The organism is Advenella sp. S44 (assembly GCF_002810445.1).
In the GTDB taxonomy this organism is placed as follows: Bacteria; Pseudomonadota; Gammaproteobacteria; order Burkholderiales; family Burkholderiaceae_B; genus Advenella.
Map to the genome: position 1 here is coordinate 670661 of NZ_NEXS01000003.1, position 21043 is coordinate 691703.

General features: G+C 54.4%; 22 protein-coding genes. 9 read left to right on the top strand and 13 right to left on the bottom strand.

What is annotated here, in order from left to right:
* Positions 1–6: 6 nt before the first annotated feature.
* Complete coding sequence (locus tag CAP48_RS07140; RefSeq protein ID WP_100695304.1) at positions 7–1218, bottom strand: sulfite oxidase; 1212 nt, start codon at positions 1216–1218, stop codon at positions 7–9.
* 1059 nt (positions 1219–2277) lie between these two features.
* Here CAP48_RS07140 and CAP48_RS07145 point away from each other — a divergent pair.
* Positions 2278–2700, top strand: a complete 423-nt coding sequence (locus CAP48_RS07145) for a hypothetical protein (protein ID WP_100695305.1) — start codon at positions 2278–2280, stop codon at positions 2698–2700.
* Between the two features lie 209 nt (positions 2701–2909).
* A complete protein-coding gene (locus CAP48_RS07150) occupies positions 2910–3380 on the top strand; it encodes an HIT family protein (protein ID WP_100695306.1) in 471 nt (156 codons plus the stop codon).
* Between the two features lie 45 nt (positions 3381–3425).
* Here the strand turns inward: CAP48_RS07150 and CAP48_RS07155 are convergent, their stop codons facing one another.
* The 4 genes from CAP48_RS07155 to CAP48_RS07170 all read right to left on the bottom strand — a co-directional run bounded on the left by CAP48_RS07155 (position 3426) and on the right by CAP48_RS07170 (position 6512).
* Entirely contained in the window at positions 3426–4808 is a 1383-nt protein-coding gene (locus CAP48_RS07155) for a PepSY domain-containing protein (protein WP_100695307.1), read from the bottom strand.
* Positions 4809–4838: 30 nt separating this feature from the next.
* Positions 4839–5300, bottom strand: coding sequence for a copper chaperone PCu(A)C (locus tag CAP48_RS07160; protein ID WP_100695308.1), 462 nt, complete (start codon positions 5298–5300; stop codon positions 4839–4841).
* A 17-nt stretch (positions 5301–5317) separates the two neighbouring features.
* Complete coding sequence (locus CAP48_RS07165; protein ID WP_100695309.1) at positions 5318–5917, bottom strand: SCO family protein; 600 nt, start codon at positions 5915–5917, stop codon at positions 5318–5320.
* 166 nt (positions 5918–6083) lie between these two features.
* Positions 6084–6512: a DUF2946 family protein gene (locus CAP48_RS07170; protein ID WP_369806329.1), complete on the bottom strand. Its 429-nt coding sequence runs from the start codon at positions 6510–6512 to the stop codon at positions 6084–6086.
* A gap of 308 nt (positions 6513–6820) precedes the next feature.
* Between CAP48_RS07170 and CAP48_RS07175 the strand changes: the two genes are divergently transcribed.
* Positions 6821–8221: an amidohydrolase gene (locus CAP48_RS07175; RefSeq protein ID WP_100695311.1), complete on the top strand. Its 1401-nt coding sequence runs from the start codon at positions 6821–6823 to the stop codon at positions 8219–8221.
* Between the two features lie 476 nt (positions 8222–8697).
* Here CAP48_RS07175 and CAP48_RS07180 read toward each other — a convergent pair whose 3' ends face one another.
* Positions 8698–8856: a DUF1328 domain-containing protein gene (locus CAP48_RS07180; RefSeq protein WP_100695312.1), complete on the bottom strand. Its 159-nt coding sequence runs from the start codon at positions 8854–8856 to the stop codon at positions 8698–8700.
* A gap of 224 nt (positions 8857–9080) precedes the next feature.
* Between CAP48_RS07180 and CAP48_RS07185 the strand changes: the two genes are divergently transcribed.
* Complete coding sequence (locus CAP48_RS07185; protein WP_100695313.1) at positions 9081–9449, top strand: hypothetical protein; 369 nt, start codon at positions 9081–9083, stop codon at positions 9447–9449.
* Between the two features lie 166 nt (positions 9450–9615).
* Here CAP48_RS07185 and CAP48_RS07190 read toward each other — a convergent pair whose 3' ends face one another.
* Positions 9616–9930 (bottom strand): multidrug efflux SMR transporter, encoded by a 315-nt coding sequence (locus CAP48_RS07190; RefSeq protein ID WP_100695314.1) that lies wholly within the window; start codon positions 9928–9930, stop codon positions 9616–9618.
* Between the two features lie 425 nt (positions 9931–10355).
* On the opposite strand from CAP48_RS07190, the gene CAP48_RS07195 reads away from it, so the two are divergent.
* Complete coding sequence (locus CAP48_RS07195; protein WP_100695315.1) at positions 10356–10640, top strand: hypothetical protein; 285 nt, start codon at positions 10356–10358, stop codon at positions 10638–10640.
* Positions 10641–10670: 30 nt separating this feature from the next.
* On the opposite strand, the gene CAP48_RS07200 is transcribed toward CAP48_RS07195, so the two are convergent.
* Both CAP48_RS07200 and CAP48_RS07205 read right to left on the bottom strand, forming a co-directional pair.
* On the bottom strand, positions 10671–11480 hold the full coding sequence (locus tag CAP48_RS07200; RefSeq protein WP_153045662.1) for a hypothetical protein: 810 nt from the start codon (positions 11478–11480) through the stop codon (positions 10671–10673).
* Positions 11481–11671: 191 nt separating this feature from the next.
* Positions 11672–12196, bottom strand: coding sequence for an N-acetyltransferase (locus CAP48_RS07205; RefSeq protein WP_100695317.1), 525 nt, complete (start codon positions 12194–12196; stop codon positions 11672–11674).
* A gap of 755 nt (positions 12197–12951) precedes the next feature.
* On the opposite strand from CAP48_RS07205, the gene CAP48_RS07215 reads away from it, so the two are divergent.
* Positions 12952–13245: a hypothetical protein gene (locus tag CAP48_RS07215; protein ID WP_100695319.1), complete on the top strand. Its 294-nt coding sequence runs from the start codon at positions 12952–12954 to the stop codon at positions 13243–13245.
* A gap of 39 nt (positions 13246–13284) precedes the next feature.
* Here the strand turns inward: CAP48_RS07215 and CAP48_RS07220 are convergent, their stop codons facing one another.
* Positions 13285–13926 carry a LysE family transporter gene (locus tag CAP48_RS07220; RefSeq protein ID WP_100695320.1) on the bottom strand — a complete coding sequence of 214 codons (642 nt, stop codon included), beginning with the start codon at positions 13924–13926 and terminating at the stop codon, positions 13285–13287.
* 133 nt (positions 13927–14059) lie between these two features.
* A complete protein-coding gene (locus CAP48_RS07225; RefSeq protein WP_100695321.1) occupies positions 14060–14863 on the bottom strand; it encodes an alpha/beta fold hydrolase in 804 nt (267 codons plus the stop codon).
* A gap of 469 nt (positions 14864–15332) precedes the next feature.
* On the opposite strand from CAP48_RS07225, the gene CAP48_RS07230 reads away from it, so the two are divergent.
* The gene (locus tag CAP48_RS07230; protein ID WP_100695322.1) at positions 15333–16337 is read left to right on the top strand and encodes a tripartite tricarboxylate transporter substrate binding protein; all 1005 of its coding nucleotides are present in this window, start codon (positions 15333–15335) and stop codon (positions 16335–16337) included.
* A 21-nt stretch (positions 16338–16358) separates the two neighbouring features.
* The gene (locus CAP48_RS07235; RefSeq protein ID WP_100695323.1) at positions 16359–18104 is read left to right on the top strand and encodes an IlvD/Edd family dehydratase; all 1746 of its coding nucleotides are present in this window, start codon (positions 16359–16361) and stop codon (positions 18102–18104) included.
* 81 nt (positions 18105–18185) lie between these two features.
* Here CAP48_RS07235 and CAP48_RS07240 read toward each other — a convergent pair whose 3' ends face one another.
* Positions 18186–19061 carry a LysR family transcriptional regulator gene (locus tag CAP48_RS07240; RefSeq protein ID WP_100695324.1) on the bottom strand — a complete coding sequence of 292 codons (876 nt, stop codon included), beginning with the start codon at positions 19059–19061 and terminating at the stop codon, positions 18186–18188.
* 230 nt (positions 19062–19291) lie between these two features.
* Here CAP48_RS07240 and CAP48_RS07245 point away from each other — a divergent pair, with 230 nt between their 5' ends.
* Positions 19292–20227, top strand: coding sequence for an NAD(P)-binding domain-containing protein (locus CAP48_RS07245; protein WP_100695325.1), 936 nt, complete (start codon positions 19292–19294; stop codon positions 20225–20227).
* A gap of 331 nt (positions 20228–20558) precedes the next feature.
* Here CAP48_RS07245 and CAP48_RS07250 read toward each other — a convergent pair whose 3' ends face one another.
* On the bottom strand, positions 20559–20873 hold the full coding sequence (locus tag CAP48_RS07250) for a hypothetical protein (RefSeq protein WP_100695326.1): 315 nt from the start codon (positions 20871–20873) through the stop codon (positions 20559–20561).
* Between the last annotated feature and the right edge of the window lie 170 nt (positions 20874–21043).

The window sequence follows — 21043 nt, forward strand, 5'->3', positions numbered from 1 at the left end:
TATTCCTCAGGCGACTTTGATCGAGACCATGTGGTCGCGCCAACTGTTGTTGATATAACCGCGATTATTTTCACGGCGCGCTTCTGGCTGGGTATCTCCAGCCTCGTTGGTGGCCCGGCAGGCCAGCTCATGCGTGCCAGCGGCCAGATCAGCGTTGAACACGAATTCACGCCAGGCGTACTTCCCAAGGTCCGGCCCGATGAACTCGGCCTTTTCCCAATCTTTGCCACCATTAATCGAGACTTCGACGGACTTGGCTGCTGTCATCCCACCCATGGCAACACCACTGATCTGCACTCGCCCGGCCGCAACCGTCTGATCCGGGTCGGATGGGAAGTTGATCCAGGACTTGACCGGCATTTCCCAAATGGATTCGTGGTTGGGGCCGGGCTTCTCGTCTATCGGTGCCCATCGATAGCTGGTTTGCTGAATTTTGGCTGGCGACTGTTCTTTGGTGAATGCCAGGTGTTTGATGTACTTGATGGAGTTCACGCCGGTATAGCCGGGCACGATGATACGCAGGGGGCCACCGTGGGCCAGCGGCAGAGCCTCGCCATTAATTTCCCATGCCAGGATAGCGTCTTCCATGGCCGAAATCGGTACCGAGCGCTCGACGCGAAGGGTATTCGGATCAAGGCCTTCAGGGATGGGTTCGCCGCCCGTGCTGGTCATATAGACCATACCGTCAGCCATCCCGCCCACGGCTTCCAGCAACGCCTTGACCGGCACGCCGGTAAAAATGACGCAGCCAGCGGCACCCACGGTCCATTGCGTGCCGCTGGGGTTATGTTCAAACCAAGCCCGGCCGTTGCCTGAGCATTGCAGGACCATCGGCACACTGGCCAACCCCAAGGTTTTCAGTTCGGCAACAGTGAAACTGCGAGGCTTGGCAACGCCACTGACCTCAAGCGCCCAGCTGTCGGGCTCTTTCATCATGTTGGCATCGGTCGGCGGCGCCACGTTATTGCGCACGAACAGGCGATTCGTTGGCGTGATGACGCTGCTTCCGAAGGCCGTCCGCCGTGTTTCTATCGTGTTCGCGCTGTGGACGATCATGTTGTCGGCATCTTTCCAACTGGCATAGTTGGGCAATGCCTTGGCGGGTGCATCCGTTTTGCCAAGATCGGCGCGCGCCACGCCTGCCAGCCCCGCCATCGCGGCGATGCTGCCTGTGGATAGCAGCAGCTGGCGACGGCCAGCATTGGTTAATTTTTCCATAATCTCTCCCTGGTCTGTTCTTTATAGCTACAAGTCATATTTTTATCACATCATATCATAACTGAAATAGTGATCGGCCAACGATAAAGTGATGCGCCCAAAGCGATAGTGGTAGGTAGCCTGCCTGATTCATTATTACTATATTACGTTGGTAATGTGCCTGAGTTTCCTCGCGGGGCATCCCCGGGTCTGCTCAGGCGCTTTTAAAGAATACTTGTCCGGCATCGGTATTGCGGTAGTGCGCTCCGGACTTATGTGCTGCGGTAGCAATCTGTGGTTCCAGGCCAAGAAATATCGGGCTTTTTGGCTAGTCAGGGAAATATCCGGTTTTAACTTATCGCGAAGTCGGGGGTACGCTTTCGGCTTTCTGTATAACGCTGCACGATGGTTTTTTTATGCGTATTGCATGTGTGTCTATTGAAGTCGCTGTAGCGTCTTGAGTGCCCATTAGAAAAGTAGTCACATGTGCACTTCTTCCCTTTAGGTCGTTGCCGGTTCACGATTGTTTTGACTTTAAGCAGTTGTCGCGTCTTCAGCGTTTTGACTTTCAGCAATTGTCGTGTTTTGACTGCCATTCCTTTAAGAAGTTGTCGTATCTTCAGAGGCTTTGCTCGTCGTTTCTCCACCGGCTTTTATGGAAGGGTTTTGCGCCTCTTGCATTGAAGGGATTCTCGCCTTTTGTGCGTTTTCTATTAAGAAACTGTAGAGTCTTGAACCGTATTCCTTGACGAAGTTTGAGCGCTGTGAACGCTGTTCCTTTCAGTTGGTGTAGCGGCTTGAAGGCCTTTTTTTTCAAGTTATAAACGCTTCATCGCCTTTGCTACCGCTACAACAGCCGGGTACAAGCACAACCAGCCAGGCGAAGGCGCAGCCATAGTGTTGTTTATGAAACACAAATAACGTCGCAAGATTGGAAACTTTCATTTCGAATGATTCCTGAATTGCCGTTTTGCGACGAACGTTTGCAATTGGGCACGAACGTTTACACGTATTGCAGGGTGCCGATGGTATAAAAATTTACGAGCAGGTTTGATGCTTGGCATTTAAAAAGGAACATTTATGAACCATACCTTCAAAATACTTGCGGTCTTGTCTTTAAGTGCAGGCTTGGCGGCATGCTCTACCTCAAATGAAAACGGCAAAGATTTGTCGCAACAAACGGTCGAATACAGTTGCGGTAAAGGGAACACACAGCCGCTAAGCGTACAGTACACCTTCCAAGGTGAGGAAGCGCTGGCCGCCAAAGTCGTCTATGCCAACCAGGCGATGGAGCTCACACGCGCCACGACGAGCAACGCCGATATGGTAGGCAATACATTCCGCGGCAACGGATACACATGGACAACCAATAAATTTACCCGCGAGGACGTGGGTTCAGTCGACGGCAAAATGCTCACCCAGGACGCACAACAAGGTGCAAGCGGTCAGGCTTCCACAGTTGGCAATGTTCTAGTCAGCGATTGCAAGGTCGGCGGCGCTTAGCGAGCGTTATTACGAGTTGTCAATCTGATGTGTTGATCAACTTGTGTCAGTGCGCCTAAACAGATGAGGTGCGAATCTGGCGCCAGCCACAGTGCCGTGCGAAGCGGGCCGAGGCTGGCGCTACCGTTCGGATGACAATAGGCCTTGATTGGCAGGCCGGGTGGTGCTAGCGTATCGGTTAAATCTCCATTCTTATAAAGGCCGGTCCTATGCCAGTCACCTCAGACCATGAAGAAAAAGCTTGCGCGATCCTGTGCACCTTTTGCGGGATCGCCAGCAGAAACGTTCCTGCACATATTGTGTACGAAGATCATGAGTTCATGGCTTTTCTGGATATCAATCCCATAAGGCCGGGGCATGTGCAGCTTATTGCTCGCGCCCATTACCCCTATTTTGATGATCTTGTTCCGGACCTTGCCGCCCGCATGATGCAGCTCGGACAGCGGCTTGCCAAGGCCATGAAGGGCATTCACAGAGTGGAGCGCGTCGGTTTCGTTTTCACTGGCGGCGATATTGCACACGTGCATGCACATCTGGTGCCCTTGGTCGGCCGTACAGACATCACGTCCACGGCCTATATTGAGCAAAAAGATCTCCGTTTTATCGGTGCGCCGAGGGCCGGCTCCGAGGAGTTGACCGAACAGGCCCAGCTCTTGAGAACGGCTTTGGTGGTTCAATAGCGAATACAGCTTGGCGGTTTCTTGGTATGCACTTTTCGTGCACCGTTACGCTACCGTTCGCAACAGCGCAGTCGATTTATGCTTGCCCCTTTTCCACCGAACTATGTCAATCATGATCAATACCAACAGGCTAAGACCCATCAGGGGCAGGGCATAGCCTGATAAGGCCGCCAGCACGATCGATACGGTTCTGAGCCAGACCGGCAATCCCATCCAGGCCCCAACAAGCGTTCTTGCGGGGTTCTGTGCGGAAGGCGCGGGTCTGCTCAGCCACCACATGCGATATCCCAGTGCGATCATCACACAGAGCCCAATTCCAAATGTGATCAGCAAGAGCTGGTTGGGTAGGCCGAACAGAATGCCCATATGGGCATCTACGCCCCATCGGGTCAGTTTGGCGATCAGCGGAAAGGTGCTGAAGTCGGTGCGATCCACGATGCTGAAATTATGCGGATCTACAGCAACTGCGTCCACCCGCGTGGGCCAACGGCGATCGACTTCAGTAACCGTCCAGGCTTTTGTTGTCTCTTTGGGGGCGCGAATCTCTATCATGCTCGCGCTGATGCCGGCCTCTCTGGCTGCGGCAACAACCCGCGGCCAGTCCTCATTCGGCCGGGGCATGCCCGCCATTGCCGCATGATGTTCCGTATGCGGGTCTGCATTCACGGTGTGTGCGTCGTGAGCCAGCGTGGTATTGACTTGGGGCGTGAGCCAACCCATATGGGCGCGCCATTGGTTGATGTTGTCTCCGGCCCAGCGTGACCAGGTCAGGCCCGTCACGGAAACAAAAAGCAAGCCGGCGAACAGGAACAGGCCCAATGTCGTATGCCAATGACGATTTTTCAGAAAAGAGCTTGTCTTTCTCAGGCTCCTGTGTGCCTGTCGGCTGAAGAGCCAGAGCAGCAGCCCGCCCACGGCCGCGACCCACAGCCAGGAGGCGGCCAGTTCACTGTAGTTGCGACCGGCATCGCCCAGTAGCAGGGAGCGATGCGCCTTGTCCAGCCATAGCCGAAGAGGCAGCACGCCACTCGTGCCGTAGACCATCATGTCGCCTTTGATGGCAAGGGTATAGGGATCAATGAAAATAGCCCTGGACTCCGAGGTGCCGACACTGTCATCGGCAAATTGCACGCGCGTGGTATTGGTGGGCTCGGGTGCGGGCCTGACGGCATAGATTTTTGCCGACGTGCCGACATAGTCTGTTGCGGCTGCGATTTGCTCTGACAATGGCCGCGCGCTGCCCTGCGGACTGACGTAAAGCGCGTCCGCATAAATGGCATTTTCAATTTGCGGGGTCAATACATAGAGCGTTCCTGTTAACGCCGCGACAAATATGAAGGGTGCGATAAACAGGCCAATATAAAAATGCATTCTGCGCAGAAAGTTGATCGCCGCTGCGCTGGTGGAAATGGGCGTTGAGTGTGACATAAGAATTTGCTTTGAATCGGAAATTGGCTCTTAATGAGATTTGTGACTGTGCCCGCCCTGCAAGGTGCGGACTGTGGCCTGGATATCCACTTGCCGCCGATTGCCGTCCTTGTCTTCGAAGCTGAGCGTCAAAGGGATAGAATCTGCCACGTTGATCTGCCGTTTCAGGCCAATCAGCATGATGTGATAGCCACCGGGCTTTAGGGCAACCGGCTGATTGGCCGCCAGTGCCAGTTCTGGAATCTGGCGCATTTTCATGACCTCGTCTTCCATTGTCATCTTATGAATTTCGACCTGGTCTGCGACCGTGGAGGTGGCCCCGATCAGTTTGCTGTCTGATTTTGCCGTCAACAGCATGAAGGCCCCTGTGCTGGTTTGCTGTGCGACTGTGGCGCGCACCCAAGGGTTCTGCACCATCACTTGCGCATAAGAGACCGAGGCGATCATAAATGTTGCGAGCACCACGGTAAGGGGGTGGCGAAATATAGACATAATGTTCTCCAAAATAGTTAATCAAGGGCCAATAACTGGCGGATATCCTGGACATAGTCCTCATCGGACTGACTATGGGATAGGGCGATCCGCAAGCGGCCTTTGGTGTCATACAGATAAGTCAGTGCCGTGTGATCCATTGTGTAAGAGGAACCGGTAGGGATTTTTTTGTAGTAAACCTTGAATTCTTTGGCGGTCTGTCTGGTCTCTTCCAATGAGCCATACAACCCCAGGAACGAAGGGTCGAAGGCGCTCACATAGTTGCCCAGCAATGGCGGATTGTCCCGTTCCGGGTCCACCGTAATAAACAATACCTGCAGGCGTTGGCCGTCCTTGCCAAGCAGTTTCTTGACGTTTGCTGCGCGTACTAGTGCGGTGGGGCAAATATCCGGGCACTGGGTAAACCCAAAAAATACAAGGACAATTTTGTCCCGAAAATCGGCTAGCGTATGGCGCGCGCCATCGGTCCCGTTCAGGGAAAAGGTCCGGGCAAATTCGGCGCCAGTCAGGTCGCGCCCGTGAATATTATCCAGCGTAGCAGGGCGGGAACATCCGTACAGAAGTACAGCGCCCAACAGAATAGCGGCAATACGCCGAACGTTTTTAATTGGCAGCATCGTGCCTCCTTGACAAATAGGGGGACGACACCAGCAGAGCAAGGCGCGTGCGCACGGTCGCCGCCAGTGCGACCGGCGTGCAAACAGGTAAAACAGGCATAAAAAAACCTCGGTAGATGAGAATCACAGATTGGCGATCGCTGTTATCGCGATCACGAGTGAAATATCAGCCGAGGTGAGAAGGGGGCGCGCGGGAACCCAGGGGCGGACCAAGCGCAGGCAGTGGCGGCAAGGCCCGGTTGTGCTCGATAAAGGGCGCAGAGCGCTCCTGCCAAACCGTTACAGGCACGGCCGGCGAATCAAGGACGGGTAATACGCCTTGTGATATAACCAGGCCAAATGGGCACTGCTGGCCGGCATGGTCTTCAGAAGAGGACTCTTTGGGCTGCGCGGGAATATTCAGTAGCAGCGTTTCGTGACCGCCGCCAGTGGTGCAAAGCGTCAGCACGACGCTTCTTCCGTTTTCCCCGGACAATACTGGCATATAGCCACTGGGAATCACCGATCTGCAGACCAAAGCAATCACTGCCAGGCTTAACAAAAGTTGCCAGACCGTTATTCCTTTGCAGAAGGGGCGATTACGCAGTACGTACATTATTTCGTAATATCAAAGTAATTCAGGGCGATGCGACATGGAAGCATCATGACCTCGTGAATCTTCGCATTTTATGCCAAAATCCGCAGCACCCCCAAAATATTTCGGCAAACCTGTTTACATTGATGTAGCCGGCAATGGTTTTAGTGTCAACTTCCAGGGCGAGCACAACGGTGTTCTGTGCGCCAACGTCAGATAACACACTTGCAATAAAATGGCCCGCTCATACGTTTCCGGTGCTAATATTTGCACCAATATTTGAGCAAGATAAAAAGTATTTTTAGTCGCAAATAGAAAGAGGAGAAATCATGAAGATGTTATCAACAGAAAGCAGGAAGATTCGCCTGGCCATTGCGGCCGCATTTTGTCTTGGCATGCCGCTGTTGCCTGGCGCGGGAACAGCGATGGCTGCCCAGGCCGCTCCGTCGCAAGCCAGCGAGGTGGCACCGCCTTCGGCCCTGAGCGCGAAGATCGACAGCAAAGCCAAGGAAATCGAAAACAAGCTGATTGCCTGGCGACGCGACATTCACGAACATCCGGAGCTGGGCAATCAGGAAAAACGCACGGCCAAGCTGGTTGCAGAGCATTTGCGCAGCCTGGGCATGGATGTCAAGACTGGTGTTGCCGTCACCGGCGTGGTTGGCGTACTCAAAGGCGGCAAGCCGGGGCCGGTGGTTGCCTTGCGTGCTGATATGGATGCCTTGCCGGTTAAGGAGCAAGTCGATGTACCGTTTGCGTCCAAGGCTAAGGGGACCTTCCTGGGCAAACCGGTTGATGTCATGCATGCCTGTGGCCATGACACGCACACCGCCATGCTGATGGCCACAGCAGAAGTGCTGGCCAGTATGAAAGACGAGTTGCCGGGAACCGTCAAATTCATATTCCAGCCGGCAGAGGAAACCCCTGCCGACTTTGAGCCTGATGGCACCAATACCTGGGGTGCCAAACAGATGATTGCCGAAGGTGTGATGGATAATCCGAAGGTGGATGCGGTCTTTGGCCTGCACGTTTCCAGCTCCTATGAAGCCGGCAAACTATACTGGCGCACCGGCCCTGCGATGGCGGCGGCTGATCAGTTCTGGATTGATGTCCAAGGCAGGCAGACACATGGAGCGAGACCCTGGCAGGGTGTCGATCCGATCGTGGTCGGTTCGCAAATCGTCATGGGACTGCAGACCATTATCAGCCGCCAGTCCAATATTGCGCTGGAACCGGCTGTCATCACCGTAGGCACGTTTCATGCGGGTAACCGCATGAACATCGTTCCTGATGAGGCAGCCATGACGGGCACGATCCGCACCTACGACGAAGGCATGAAAAAGGACATACACGAGCGCATCAAGAATACGGCCGAATCCATTGCGAGCAGCGCCGATGCGAAAGCAAAGGTCAAGGTCGTGGAACTGTACAATGCCGTGGTCAATCCGCCTGATTTTACCGACAAAATGGCGCCTACCTTGCGACGGGTTGCCGGCGAAGGCAATTATGACTTGCAGCCCAAGTCCAGCGCTTCGGAAGACTTCTCTTTTTATCAGCAAAAAGCGCCAGGCATGTTCTTCTATCTGGGGGTCACGCCCAAGGGAGAGGACTTGAGCAAGGCGGCTGCGAATCACTCGCCGCATTTCTTTGTCGATGAGTCCGCCCTGATCACGGGGGTGCGCGCCATGTCTAATCTCGCAGTGGATTTTCTGAACATGAAGCAGTCCTGAATCGGCAACTGATGCGAAGGCGATCTGGTCAGTGGATCTAGCCAGTGCTGCATAAGATCATCGTCGAATCGGATCGTCGCTGCATTGGGTCATTGCCGTATCAAAGGCGCCAGCTGACGGAATATCTCGGGCGTCGTAAAGGCCATTTGGCGAGGCTGCGCGTTGCGGCCTAGCATAACGGTAAGTGCTCTAACAGCTTGTCTTTCTGTCAAATAAAGAAGGGCCGGGTCCCGTGTATTACCGGATCCGGCTATTGTCGTGACTAATACGATACGACCGGCTTTCTGAGATCAGTGCAGCACGGTGCGATTCGCCTTGTCAGATTCGTTAAAGGTAGTCTTCGTTCAGCGCACAGGCCAATGCAGTCCGATAGACCTGTTCGCCACCCAGTTCGGTTTCGATCATTTGCTAGACTGATTCTTTGAACCATTTTTCTTAACGTTTTGCGCCATTTGGAACTCCTTGCAGTTTTATCTTCATTTGCCGCGGCCAAAGAAGAAGGAGCCAATGGCAAGGACCAGGAACACGACGAAGAGGACTTGAGCGATTGAAGAAGCACCTGCAGCGATCCCGCCAAACCCGAACACAGCTGCAATTATTGCGATAATGAAAAATACGATTGCGTAATGAAGCATAATAAATCTCCCTTCTGTTGCAGTACCGGTTTCGATAAACACAATTTATCGTATCAACAAAGCCGCAGGCAAAACATGGACCGTTACATTCCCTTAACAAGGGTATGCATGTGACATACCCTTTTATTTTGCGCCAATCCCGACGCATTGCCGGCTTTAGCCAGAGGTTAGGGCCTTGCTTGCATCAGTTGTCAGAAGTTTTTGATTTGAGCAATGTGTTGTAAATGCTTATTTACAATCTGGACTGCGCAGAAGCGGTGCCTTTTGATCAAATGGACCGTAATGAGCTTGGGTCAGGTGCAGGCGCGCCGCCGGTGCAAGGGGGAAAAGTTATCCGCCTGACTCGGGCAGTGCCTGTCCTGACGACTATGTGCGGTATATTGGCCAGGATTCAACATTTTCCGACGGAGCAGTCTAGCATGGTCGCAGTCAAATTCAACGAATTTACGCTGAAGATCCGCAACGGCACGACATTTCAGGTGCGCGCCAATACCGGGAGCCAGGCCATCAAGAAACTGGTGAGAGCGCAAGGCTGTACGCCGGACGATATAACGGTGGTGGACGTGAGGGAAGTGATCGTTAACCGCAAATAGCCGATTGGAGTACATTGGGTACGGGCAGACGAGGAGGCGGCTGCAACGCAGCTGCCTGAGCGCAGTGCCCCTGCAGGCGCGCAGGTCGCCTCGCCAGGGCGATGCGCGATTTTGTTTATTATTGAAATTGTGATTATTAAGCGTAAGTGCTTACGATGTAAAGCGCCTACGATGAAACTTTCATCAGGATCAGGCCACCAATAATAAGCGAGGCGGCAAGAATGCGCATGGCGCTCATGGGCTCGTGCAGAAAGACAATACCGACCACGAATGCGCCAACTGCACCGATGCCAGTCCAGACCGTATACGCGGTGCCTAGCGGCAAGGTTCGCATTGACCACGAAAGCAATCCGAAACTGTGTACCATTGCGACCAGGGTTACCGCTGTGGGGCCCAGACGCGTAAATCCTTCTGACTGCTTCATGGAAAACGCCCATACGATTTCCAGCAATCCGGCAATAAGTAAAAGAAACCAGGCCATTCGGGCCTCCTGTCATTAAAAAGCCGGGCCGTCCCGGATGAGGTTCCCAAATGGGTGGGGTCGTGGCCCCGGCAAAATTATATCGCCTTGAACCGGGCGAGACAACCGGACAGGCACGCACGGGTTTGACACGTTGCTGCTGTTTCACGAGTCGCCCAATGATCGGCGCCTGCATATATTATTCTTCGGTCAATGCGTCTTCATACTGAGCTCGCAGGTCCGCTCGCGGGGCACGGTGCAACAAAGCATGCAAGCTGCGGTTGTTGTGTACGGGCGGGCCGCTGACAGCTGCTGGAACCAACTGAAAAGGCTTTGAGGACGCCAACGGCTGTTTTGCAAGCAACTGAAAAAACTGGCGTGTCTGGTTGTTTTACTGATGGCTCCATGGCTATTACACTTGAGATAATTCAAATGTGGAGCAATTTATGAAAGGCGTATTTACTTTGCTGCTTGCCGGGTTGCTATCATTCCCGCTTGCAGCGCAGGCCGATCACGACGACGACTATCGTGACCGGTACTCCCATCGCAAATACAAAGAGAAATTCCGGGACGGTCCCTGCAAGGTTGAGCGCAAGTATAAGAAAAATGGCGACTACGAGGAAAAACGCAAATGCCGCGGGCGCGATTACAGACAGGATTACTATTCCGATTCGCGCTCGTTACCCGGTGACGACCTGGGCGGCATTGTCCGGCTGCTTCAGAATCTTTAAAAACCGGTCATAATCAGTATCGAGATGCCCTTAGGCATAGTGGGGTTCCACCCAGTGGCCACTATGCAGTTCCTGCGGCCGCTGTGCAGCGCAGACAATTGCGTTGTCGGGCCAGAAATCGCGCATGACCCGCGTGCCTGCAAACACGCCGAACCCACCACCACATCGAATGTCTTGTGCCGCGACAATACTCTCGCCAGCCATGATAGAGCCTTTTGCCGAGATGCTGGTTCCTGCCTGGATCCCCCAGTCGGCTTTAATATGCATGCCGCCCGTGATTTCGCCTTTGGCAATGATGCCTTCGCCGGTCGTCAGGTTGTTTTCAACTGAAATATCGCCTCCTGCGCGTACGCTTTTTCTGCAGTCCAGCGCATCAGCGCAAACGATATCCTGTCCGACACTCATCGTGCCGCCTGCATGTATGGAATTTTCACAGTTTATTGACCAGCCGGCGCGCACATCGCCATCGCAACGGAACTTGCCTGCTGCGTCGATACCCCAGCCCACACGTACGGCGCCTTCGACAACAATCGCACCGCTGCAGCTCAGGTTTCCGTCGACGAACAAATCTCCCTGAATGTGAATGTCGCCGCCGACTCGCACGCTGCCATGGACATGTAATGCGCCGGCGACACGCAACACGGTGTCGCTGTGCAAGTTGCCGGCAATCACCAGATCGCTGGCGGCAACCACGGCATCGCTGTCCAGGTTGTCGATCGCAAGTTTGTTTTTGAGCGGGCCGAACTGGTCGACAAGCCAGCACGCATCGGTAACCCGGCCTTCGGCAAGAAGCGTATCGATCAGATACTGGTAGTCTGCGCCCTGTGGAGTATTTTTCATGAACCAGCGAAAGCCGCTGGAGCAGGGATGTTTAGATCGTATTGTTTTCTTGCTGAGATCCATTTTTACTCCCATGGACTAAGTACTGCAACAAATCAGGATAGACGCAATCGGTTTGCGGCAATATTGATCGATTATTTATTGAATATAGTGCATCGGGCCACATGGCCTGTTGCATTGAACAGTTTTATTCAGGGCGCATAAAGTTGCAGCCGGACATCGAGATCATGAAAGCGGACATCGCGCTCCGAAATCCTGAGCGGTTCGATGGTGTTGGGGGTAACCTTGACCACGTCAAACCGCATGCGACGTCCAAGCGACTTCCACAAGGCATACGCGGCTCGCGATTGACGTGCACCGCTGACAAGCACGAAGCCATCCGAGAGCACTTTGGTGTATAACGCGGTGGCAATGCCACGCCCCTGATATGCCGCGGCATAGCGTGAATGCACACTGCGTACGGTGCCATGAAGGCGGCGCGACCCTTCGGGCAGAATATCGAATACGGAGTAGCCCACCAAAAGCCCCGTGCCTGTGTCAATGGCATATACGCGCTGTTCGCGTGCGATTTTGCGTACACGAAACTCAATGTCGGGAAAAGGCATGTCCATTCTTGGCAGATTAACCAGGGCATGCCGCCCACTGGCCATGCGTGCCTGCAGGTTGGCCAGCTCATGTTCAATTTCCTCGTTGCTCACACGTACGTCGAACCTCATGACCCTACTCCCGGCTTTCGGTGCATTGCAATGGCAGATGACAAGCAGCCAGGGTCACAAGGCATATACGCCGAAATCCGACGCTGAGCGTTGGCGCTTACAAACAGGTAGGACGGGCAGTCAGGGTTGTGGCGGGCATCGCGCCGCAGTCGGATTAAATGATTGTTCAGTTCCATTTGCACTCCCATGGCCGATAATTCGTAAAGTGGCGCGAATCATGCGGCGGAGAATCGTCTTTCTCGGCACCCGGGCCAGACAGATGTGGTTGAAGGCGCCTGTGGCAGGCGCATTAGAATTTGTCTGGTTTGGGACGTTTCTGGCTTGTCAGGCGCTACGCCGTGCGAGAGGAGTCTGGCTGATGAACAATGGCCGTGACTTCCTGACGCACGGCCAAGGAAAGTACGGCGAACCACCTCAGGAACTGGGGAGTCAGACAGAAAATGGGAGGAACGGTCGCTGGAACGCTGGGCAACGGCATGCCTCGGGTATAAACCCGATAAGCACGGCGCAAAGCGAAGACGATAGCGTTCATGTATGAATAGTGATTTTTCTATGTGGCGACATTGTATCACAAATGATATATTTTTCAAAAGATTCAATGACCTACACGTGACCACAACGAAAATGGCAGTTTTCCCGGGGAAAGCGCTATTGTGCCGAGAAACAGCGCCTTCCTGGAACATCAGCGACAACTGCGAACTGCACATCGGTCCGACAGGGAGGGTGTATAGTGGAGTATTTACCCGGAGCAAGTCATGACATTCAGGGACTGGGCTGACGAGAAGGGCCGCACACTGGCAAATCAGGATGACGAATGCGAAGTCCGTGCTGCGTGGGCAAAGTTTTATATGAAAAATCCGCAAGCCGGTTCGGTGCTGGTTTATGAGTCGGCTTATGAGAAGTTCGGCACGCAGCAGTTGGACAAGTTACTTGAGGAGCAATGGTCGAAAGCGGATCTGCAATGGGTCCAGATTACCGAAAAAGGCGTGACTGAAACACATAAGGATGCGCCGAACCGCCCAGGCAAGGGGCTTACAACAAAGCATTGATGTATTCGGTTCTGTCGGCCGCTTACGCACGGCACCGGATCAGTTCGGTCGCAAACCGCCGAAGATCAGCTTGATGCCAAACCCCATCAGCACAAGACCGACCAACTGCTCCAGAGACGCTTGCACATGCATATAACCGCGCCGGATAGTGGGTCGGGAAAAAGCCAGGGACACCGTAACGCGCCACAGCAAAGAGGTCAGGGTAATGCCCAGCCAGATTGCCAGTTTGTCTGGCCACTGCGTCGCGGGGGTGATGGTGACAGAAAAGATACTGATGAAAAACAGGGCGGTCTGGGCGTTGGCCAGGTCGGTGATCAGTCCCCGGCGCACGTGAGCGCTCACGCTGGCGCGTGACGTCGCCGCCGGACTGCTGCCAATGACGGCCTTGGTGCGACCTCGCGCCTGTTTAAACAGATTGAATCCATACCAGAGCAGATACGCGCCGCCCAATATCTGTATGCAGGCAAAGATGGTGTGGCTGGTTGCAATAATGGTTGCCATACCCACCAGGCCAAGAGCGGCATAGATAGAATCGCCCGCTGCGACGCCCGCGCCGGCGGCGATGCCTGCCGACTTTCCCTGGGACAGGCTGGTCTGTACGATCAGAAACAGGTTCGGTCCCGGGCTCAGAAACGTAAGGGCAAAAAGCCCAATGGCGGTGAGTATCGCATGGTATGACATTTGCCCGTCCTTGATAAGCCGTGTGTGTGCAAAATCCAATATAACGCGTTGGGGGCTGCCAAGGGCGATTTCATCTGGAATATGGCGGTAAAACCCCGCTACGCTCGCGCGGCTGGCCTGCAAAGCCAGCGGGTTATCTAATGCCAGAAATAAACGTTTTAATCATTTCCAATGTTTGCGCTTCGTCTTCCCGGTATGGCACGTGGCCAATGCCGCTGAGAATCTCGGCGCGTCCGTCGTTGGCCGCAATCGCGCTGGCGTGCTCAACGGAGCCATAAGGGTCTGCATCGCCATGGATCGCCAGTTTCGGGCACCGGATGCGCGCCAGTTCCTGTCGCACATTCCAGTCTGAAAATTCGCGAGATAACCAGGTATCGGTCCATGCATCGACTACCCAGCGGCTTTTTTCGGCATGGTATTTGTGAAGTTTGGACAAATTCTGCGGATCTGAAAAATCCTGTTTGGCCAGTCGTATTCCATTGAGTGTAAGTTCTTCGACAAAGACCTGGGCCCCCATCGTAATAAGCGCCAGGCAGGCATTGCCGAACCTGAAGGCCGCCTGCACGGCCATGGCACCGCCAACGCTATGGCCGCAAGCGATAAAGCGCACAATGCCGAACGCGTCCAATACATGCGGCAGTGTTTGCCGGATCTCGTCGGCAATAAAGTCGGCCGACAACCTGCCGGGATGGGGATCAGAGCGGCCAAACCCAAGTCTGTCATAAGCAATAACAGGATGGCCCGTTGCCAGGGCCAGGTTTGCCGGAAAATCGCGCCACAGCGGGATGCAGCCCAGAGAGTCGTGAAACAGGATTATGGGAACGTCGAACGCCGCGCGCTCTGGCTGCCATGCCCACGACTGGGCATACAGCCGGCCTTGTTCTGTTTGTATACGGTGCGTTTGCAACTGCATTTTTGTTGTTTGCGTCTGTTCCATGCTGCGTTCTAAGCTTAGATCATGAATAGGTCGGCCTCTCGCGTATTGCGCGTCGCCACGGCCATGCGGTCCTTTGATGCATCGGGCTATTATAGGTCGAACACAGTCGTTTATTGCCAGGCGTGGTCGATGCGAACTTATGTTCGGGGAGCACTTTTGGAGTCGAAGGCACAAGCTGCCGGGAAGTGGATATATGCAAATGCGGTGGGCCCGCTTATTCGCAGGCATGCGATTGCGGTCCAATTTTTATAGATAAAACAAAAAAATTTTTGGTTTTGATACGCTTTTCGTTTGTCATACTGACTTTGCTCTGTGTGAGGAACCGCAGATCGACACGGTATAGCCAATTGTGCGCCAGGAGGATGCCGCGTTTGTAAGGCGCTTTGCCCCCGGCCTTGCACGTTTATTGCAGGCGCAGGCGCGCGCACGGAAGGAAAAGCAAACCATGACAATAATCGGGAGACAAGCTATGTTTACAACGAAATTTCACCTCAGGGCCGCTGGTGTATCCGCCTGTCTGCTGTTGGGCGGTGTCCTGGCACTTACGCCGTTTGCGAATGCCAGGGCCGACACGTATCCGGATCAACCGATACGCCTGATCATTCCCTATCCGCCTGGTGGCGCCACGGATGTGATTGGTCGCATTGTGGGAAAAAATCTGGGTGATCAGATCGGCGGCCAGGTCGTCATTGAAAACCGTGGCGGCGCGGGGGGCAATATCGGCGCCGCTGAAGTTGCCAAGGCCAAGCCAGACGGCTATACGCTGCTGATGGGAGCACTTACGTCTCATTCTGTGATGTCAATACTGGAAAAAGGCAAGTTGACCTATGATTTGCAAAAAGACCTGACCCCTGCCGGGGTGGTCGGATCGGTGCCGCTGGTTGCCGTGGCCCATCCTTCCCTGAAACTGACCTCGTTGCCGGATCTGGCCGCCAGCGCCAAGAAGAATCCCGGAAAACTCAATTTCGCATCGTCCGGCGCTGGGGCGCCGCAACGGATGGCCATGGAGCTGTTCAAGCAAATTGCAGATGTGGATATCGTCCATGTCGCGTATCGCGGCAGCGGGCCTGCTATGACAGACCTGGTCGGCGGGCAGGTGCAGGTGATGACCGAAACCGTGCCGGCAGCCATCAGTTTCATCAAATCGGGGCAATTGCAGCCACTGGCCGTACTCACGCCAGAGCGCATTTCCATGCTGCCCGATATTCCTACCGCCAAAGAGCAGGGTTATGACAATTACAATGTCAGTTCCCTGTTCGGCGTTATGGCGCCGGCCGGTACGCCAACAGCGATACTGGAAAAGGTCAACGCCGCATTGACTACGGCGCTGGCCAGCGATGAAGTCAAAAAGCAATTGCTGGAGCAGGGGGTGTATGCCGCCCCTCTGAGTATCGACGCGTCGGGCGATCGCCTCAAGGCTGAGGTTGCCCTGTGGGACAAAGTCATTAAAGACGGCAATATCACCATCCAATAATCACAAATGAGGTAAAGCAACATGTCCAGACGCAATCAGTCGGATGACCCGCCCGCAGCAACCGGGCTGAAAAAAGGCCTGACCAGCTATGGCGATAATGGCTTTTCCCTGTTTTTGAGGAAAGCCTTTATCAAGGGCGCCGGATATTCGGATTCGGCGCTCACCCGACCGGTCATCGGCATAGCCAATACCGGCAGCGCCTATAACCCCTGCCACGGGAATATGCCGCAGCTGCTTGAAGCGGTAAAACGCGGCATTATGCTTGCCGGGGGGCTGCCGGTGGATTTTCCCACCATCTCCATTCATGAGAGTTTTTCATACCCCACCAGTATGTATTTGCGCAATCTCATGTCCATGGATACGGAAGAGATGATCCTGGCCCAGCCGATGGATGCCGTTGTATTGATTGGCGGATGTGATAAAACTGTTCCGGCCCAGTTGATGGGCGCGGCATCGGCAGGGATCCCGGCGATTGAACTGGTCACCGGTTCCATGCTGACCGGTTCCCATCGTTCCGAAAGGGTGGGCGCCTGTACCGATTGTCGACGCTATTGGGGCAAGTATCGTGCGCAGGAAATTGATGATCAGGAAATCGCAGACGTCAATAATCAGCTGGTCGCCAGCGTTGGCACCTGTTCGGTCATGGGCACAGCCAGTACCATGGCGTGCCTGAGCGAGGCGCTCGGGATAAGTCTGCCCGGTGGCGCGACCCCGCCTGCCGTAACGGCAGATCGCATGCGTATCGCGGAATTGACGGGCGCCCAGGCGGTACAAATGGCGCAGGAGCGGCTTACCATCGATAAAATCCTTACACCCGACGCATTTGAAAACGCCATGCGGGTGTTGCTGGCCATCGGCGGCTCCACCAACGGCATTGTGCATCTTGCCGCCATTGCGGGACGCATGGGGCTGGATATTGATTTACAGGCACTCGATCGCATGGGCCGGGATACGCCGGTACTGCTTGATCTGAAGCCGTCGGGTCAGCATTATATGGAAGATTTTCACAAGGCAGGGGGCATGGCGACACTGCTTCGGCAGCTCAAGCCGTTGCTTAAGCTGGACGCGCTCACCGTGACCGGACGCACGTTGGGCGAAGAAATTGAACGCGCCGGACCGGGCTTTGAGCAGACGGTGGTCAAAACGGCAACCGATCCGATCTATCCCCAGGGGGCGATTGCAGTATTGCAAGGCAATCTGGCGCCAGGCGGCGCGATTATCAAGCAGTCATCGGCCAATGCCGCTTTGATGGAGCACGAGGGACGTGCTGTTGTTTTTGAAGATGCGGCCGATCTGGCGCTGCGTATTGATTCGGATGAACTGGATGTGACGGCCGAGGATATCCTGGTGCTGAAAAATATCGGCCCAAAGGGAGCGCCCGGCATGCCGGAAGCCGGCTACATTCCCATTCCGCGCAAACTGGCGGTGCAGGGCGTGAAGGATATTGTACGCATTTCCGACGGGCGCATGAGCGGTACTGCCTTTGGTACGATCGTGCTGCATGTGACGCCCGAATCGGCAATAGGCGGGCCGCTCGCGTATGTAGAAAATGGCGACCGGATTCGCCTGAGTGTTAGCCGTCGCGACCTATCCCTGCTGGTGTCGGAACAGGAACTGGCTTTGCGTCGCCAGCGCACGCCTGTCGTTGTGCCCACTGCAGAGCGTGGATACAAAAAACTGTTCCTGGATACGGTTACGCAGGCGGATAAAGGCGTAGACTTTGATTTTCTGCGGCCTGCGCAGAACAAGGGTACTGTGCCCCGGTAATGTGTGTTTTGCGGGGGTGGCCAATTGAATGCGATCGGGCGACTGCGTGCCCGCTTGAACGAGTGAGAACGCCGGCTGCAGCTATCGGCCCGTACCGAACACGTAGCGGGCTTGTTCATAAATACAGGCGGCCAGGTTTGCATGATGGCCGCGCTGATTCCATACGAGGCCGTTGCGTCGAACAGGCGCTCTTTCGGGCAGTGCGATCTGAATAATATTCAGTGATTGCCACATGGCAGACCAGTCTGGCAGCAAAGATACGCCCAGCCCTTCGTGAACCATGACGGCAATCGAAGACAGGCTGTCGATTTCCAGACGTTGCTTCGGATGCAGACCATGATCGCGCAAATACCGATCCGCCAGCTGTCCGCCGTAAACGCTGCGATCGTAACGAAGAAAGGGTTCGTTAGCCAGCACGTCATGGGCGCTGCGGCCCAGCATGGCGGCCGGCGCAATCACCAACAAGGGCTCTTCCATGAATTTTTGCCAGACGCAATGCTTGGCGACTGCAAATTGCGGCTCTACAACGATCGCTGCATCCAATTCACCGACCGCAACTTTGCGACAAAGTTCGATTGACGCACCCGGCGTTACAAAGATGGAAGCTTCGGGGTAAGGTCCATATACGCGTTTGAGAATCGGCGGCAGAATATTGGTCAGCGCCGAGACGAAACAGCCCAGGCGAAATTCGCCTTGATTGTTTTCGTCTGTGGCCATCGCGCGCATATCCCTGACTTGCCTGACCAGCGAACGGGTGCTTTCAAGAATTCGCATGCCGCTTTCGGTGGGCCTGACTGACCGGCCCGAGCGTCTGACCAGTTCAACGCCCATATCTTCTTCCAACGCCTTGATGCGAGCGGCAACGGCCGCCGATGTCAGGTCTAGCCGTCTGGCAGCTTGCGCAAAGGAGCCGGCTTCGACAACTGTGATAAAACTCTGCAGATAGTTGATGTCCATGGTCGATTTGCTATACCCGTTGCTCCGCTATATGCGTTTAGCGGATGGTTGACGATAAAGCCGAATGCGCCCCCGAACTGGCGACTGGAGCCATCTTCACGCTGGTGGGCATCAGCTTCGCGGTTCATCTATCATACATTTTTCAGTTGTGATGTCTTTCAGTCAACCATAATTTGCGACTGCGATAAACTGTTCAGATCGTTTTGAGCGTAAATCACGGGAGATACGGAATGAAGATTGGTCTGATTGGCGCAGGCGCCGTAGGACGCGCCTGCCTTATGTCATTGGTCTATGCCGGTGGCGCTCGTGAGATTGTTCTGGTCAATCGCAACCACAAGCGCGCACAAGGGATGGTTACCGATATTCAGTACGGGACGACTCTGCTACCTGCGGTTCATGTGCGGGCGGGGCACTATGAAGACCTTGAACACTGCAGTCTGGTCATTGTGACCGTTGGGGTGAACGAAAAAAAAGGAGGGGCCACCGACAGGAAAGATGAGGAAGGCCGCTTGCTTCTGCTCGATGATAATGCAAAGATCTACCAGGATATTATCCCGAAAATCAGTGCGGTTGCTCCGGGTGCCATTATTCTGGTTGTGACCGATCCACCGGACCCGCTGGCAGAGGTCGCGCGTCAATTTAGCCACGGGGCGCATGTCATCAGTTCGGGGACTCTGCTCGATTCACAGCGCATGCGCTGTCACATTGCCCGTCATGCGGGCGTACACCCTTCAGCGGTCGAGGCCCTGGTCCTGGGCGAACACGGCACTTCGCAGGTGTTTGTCTGGTCTGGCGTGCGAATCGGCGGTGTGCCGTTGGCCCGTGTTCTGGATATAAATGAAAAGGATTGCGAAGCATTCCAGAAGCAAATCGAAGAAGAGGTCCGGTTTGCCAATATCAGCATTATTGAAGGCACCGGCGCCAGCCAGCTTGGCATCGGTATGGTCACGGCACATATAACAAAGACAATACTGAACGACGAACGACTGGTCGTACCTGTCGGCTCGCATGTCGAAAAATACGGAACGACGTTATCGCTCCCGTCCTTGTTAGGCAGGCAGGGCGTATTGGAGACCTATCTGCCGGCGCTTTCCGCAAAAGAAGAGGATGCCCTGGCAAATAGTGCGGCAGTGATCCAGCAGGCATGGGAGCGTGTCTCTCGGTAACCCGCCGGGGGGCGGCCTGGCCGACGGTTGGATCCTGATCAGGACTATCGGTGGGGAGACAGACACGACACTACCTGGTGCGGGATTTGAGCAGAAGTCGAAAAAATTCGAAAAAATTTACCTGGATCAAGGTTAGATCTGTGCGCGATAGTTAATATGTCGCCAGACCTTTAATTCGGTTGCAGGCTCAAATCCCTTACGCAGCAAGCAGGGCCTGTTTGTCGACATTAAAGGTCTTTTTTTTCAAACCCCATGCTTGCCGTTTCTTGTCCACCCGGACCTTCTCTTGCTGCGACCTTGCGGTTTTTTGGCAATTTTCAGCCAAGACGTGTCATTCCAAATCAATAACCGCTTCCTGCGTATCGGTAAGATACGACACATTCACCATGCTGTTTGTCTGAAGTTGTGCCATGTGGTAAATGGGCACCACTTGTCTGGCTACGGTCTCAAAGGCAGGTCCGAAGGTTGGCGCAATACGCAGTCCGACGTTCAGCACGAAATGGTCATTAATGCGGGCGCCTGAATCTTCCACGGACAAAACCGTGGCTTTGCCCCTTTTGCCGGTCTCCCGGATCCGGCATGCCTGGCCGACGTCCGCTGAGAATGATCGGCAAATTAATATGATTGCGGTGATCATCATGCTCATTGAGATCACCAGGCAATAGATCGAAACAGGCGGCAGCCATTCTTCTACTGGGTAAAAGACGTAGGAAAATATGCCAATAAATGGAATCCATGAAAGAGCGAATAATTTCCATCCCCAGGTGGCAGCTTTATTTGTACGTTCCCAAGTGGCGGTTTTCTTTCTATTTAGCA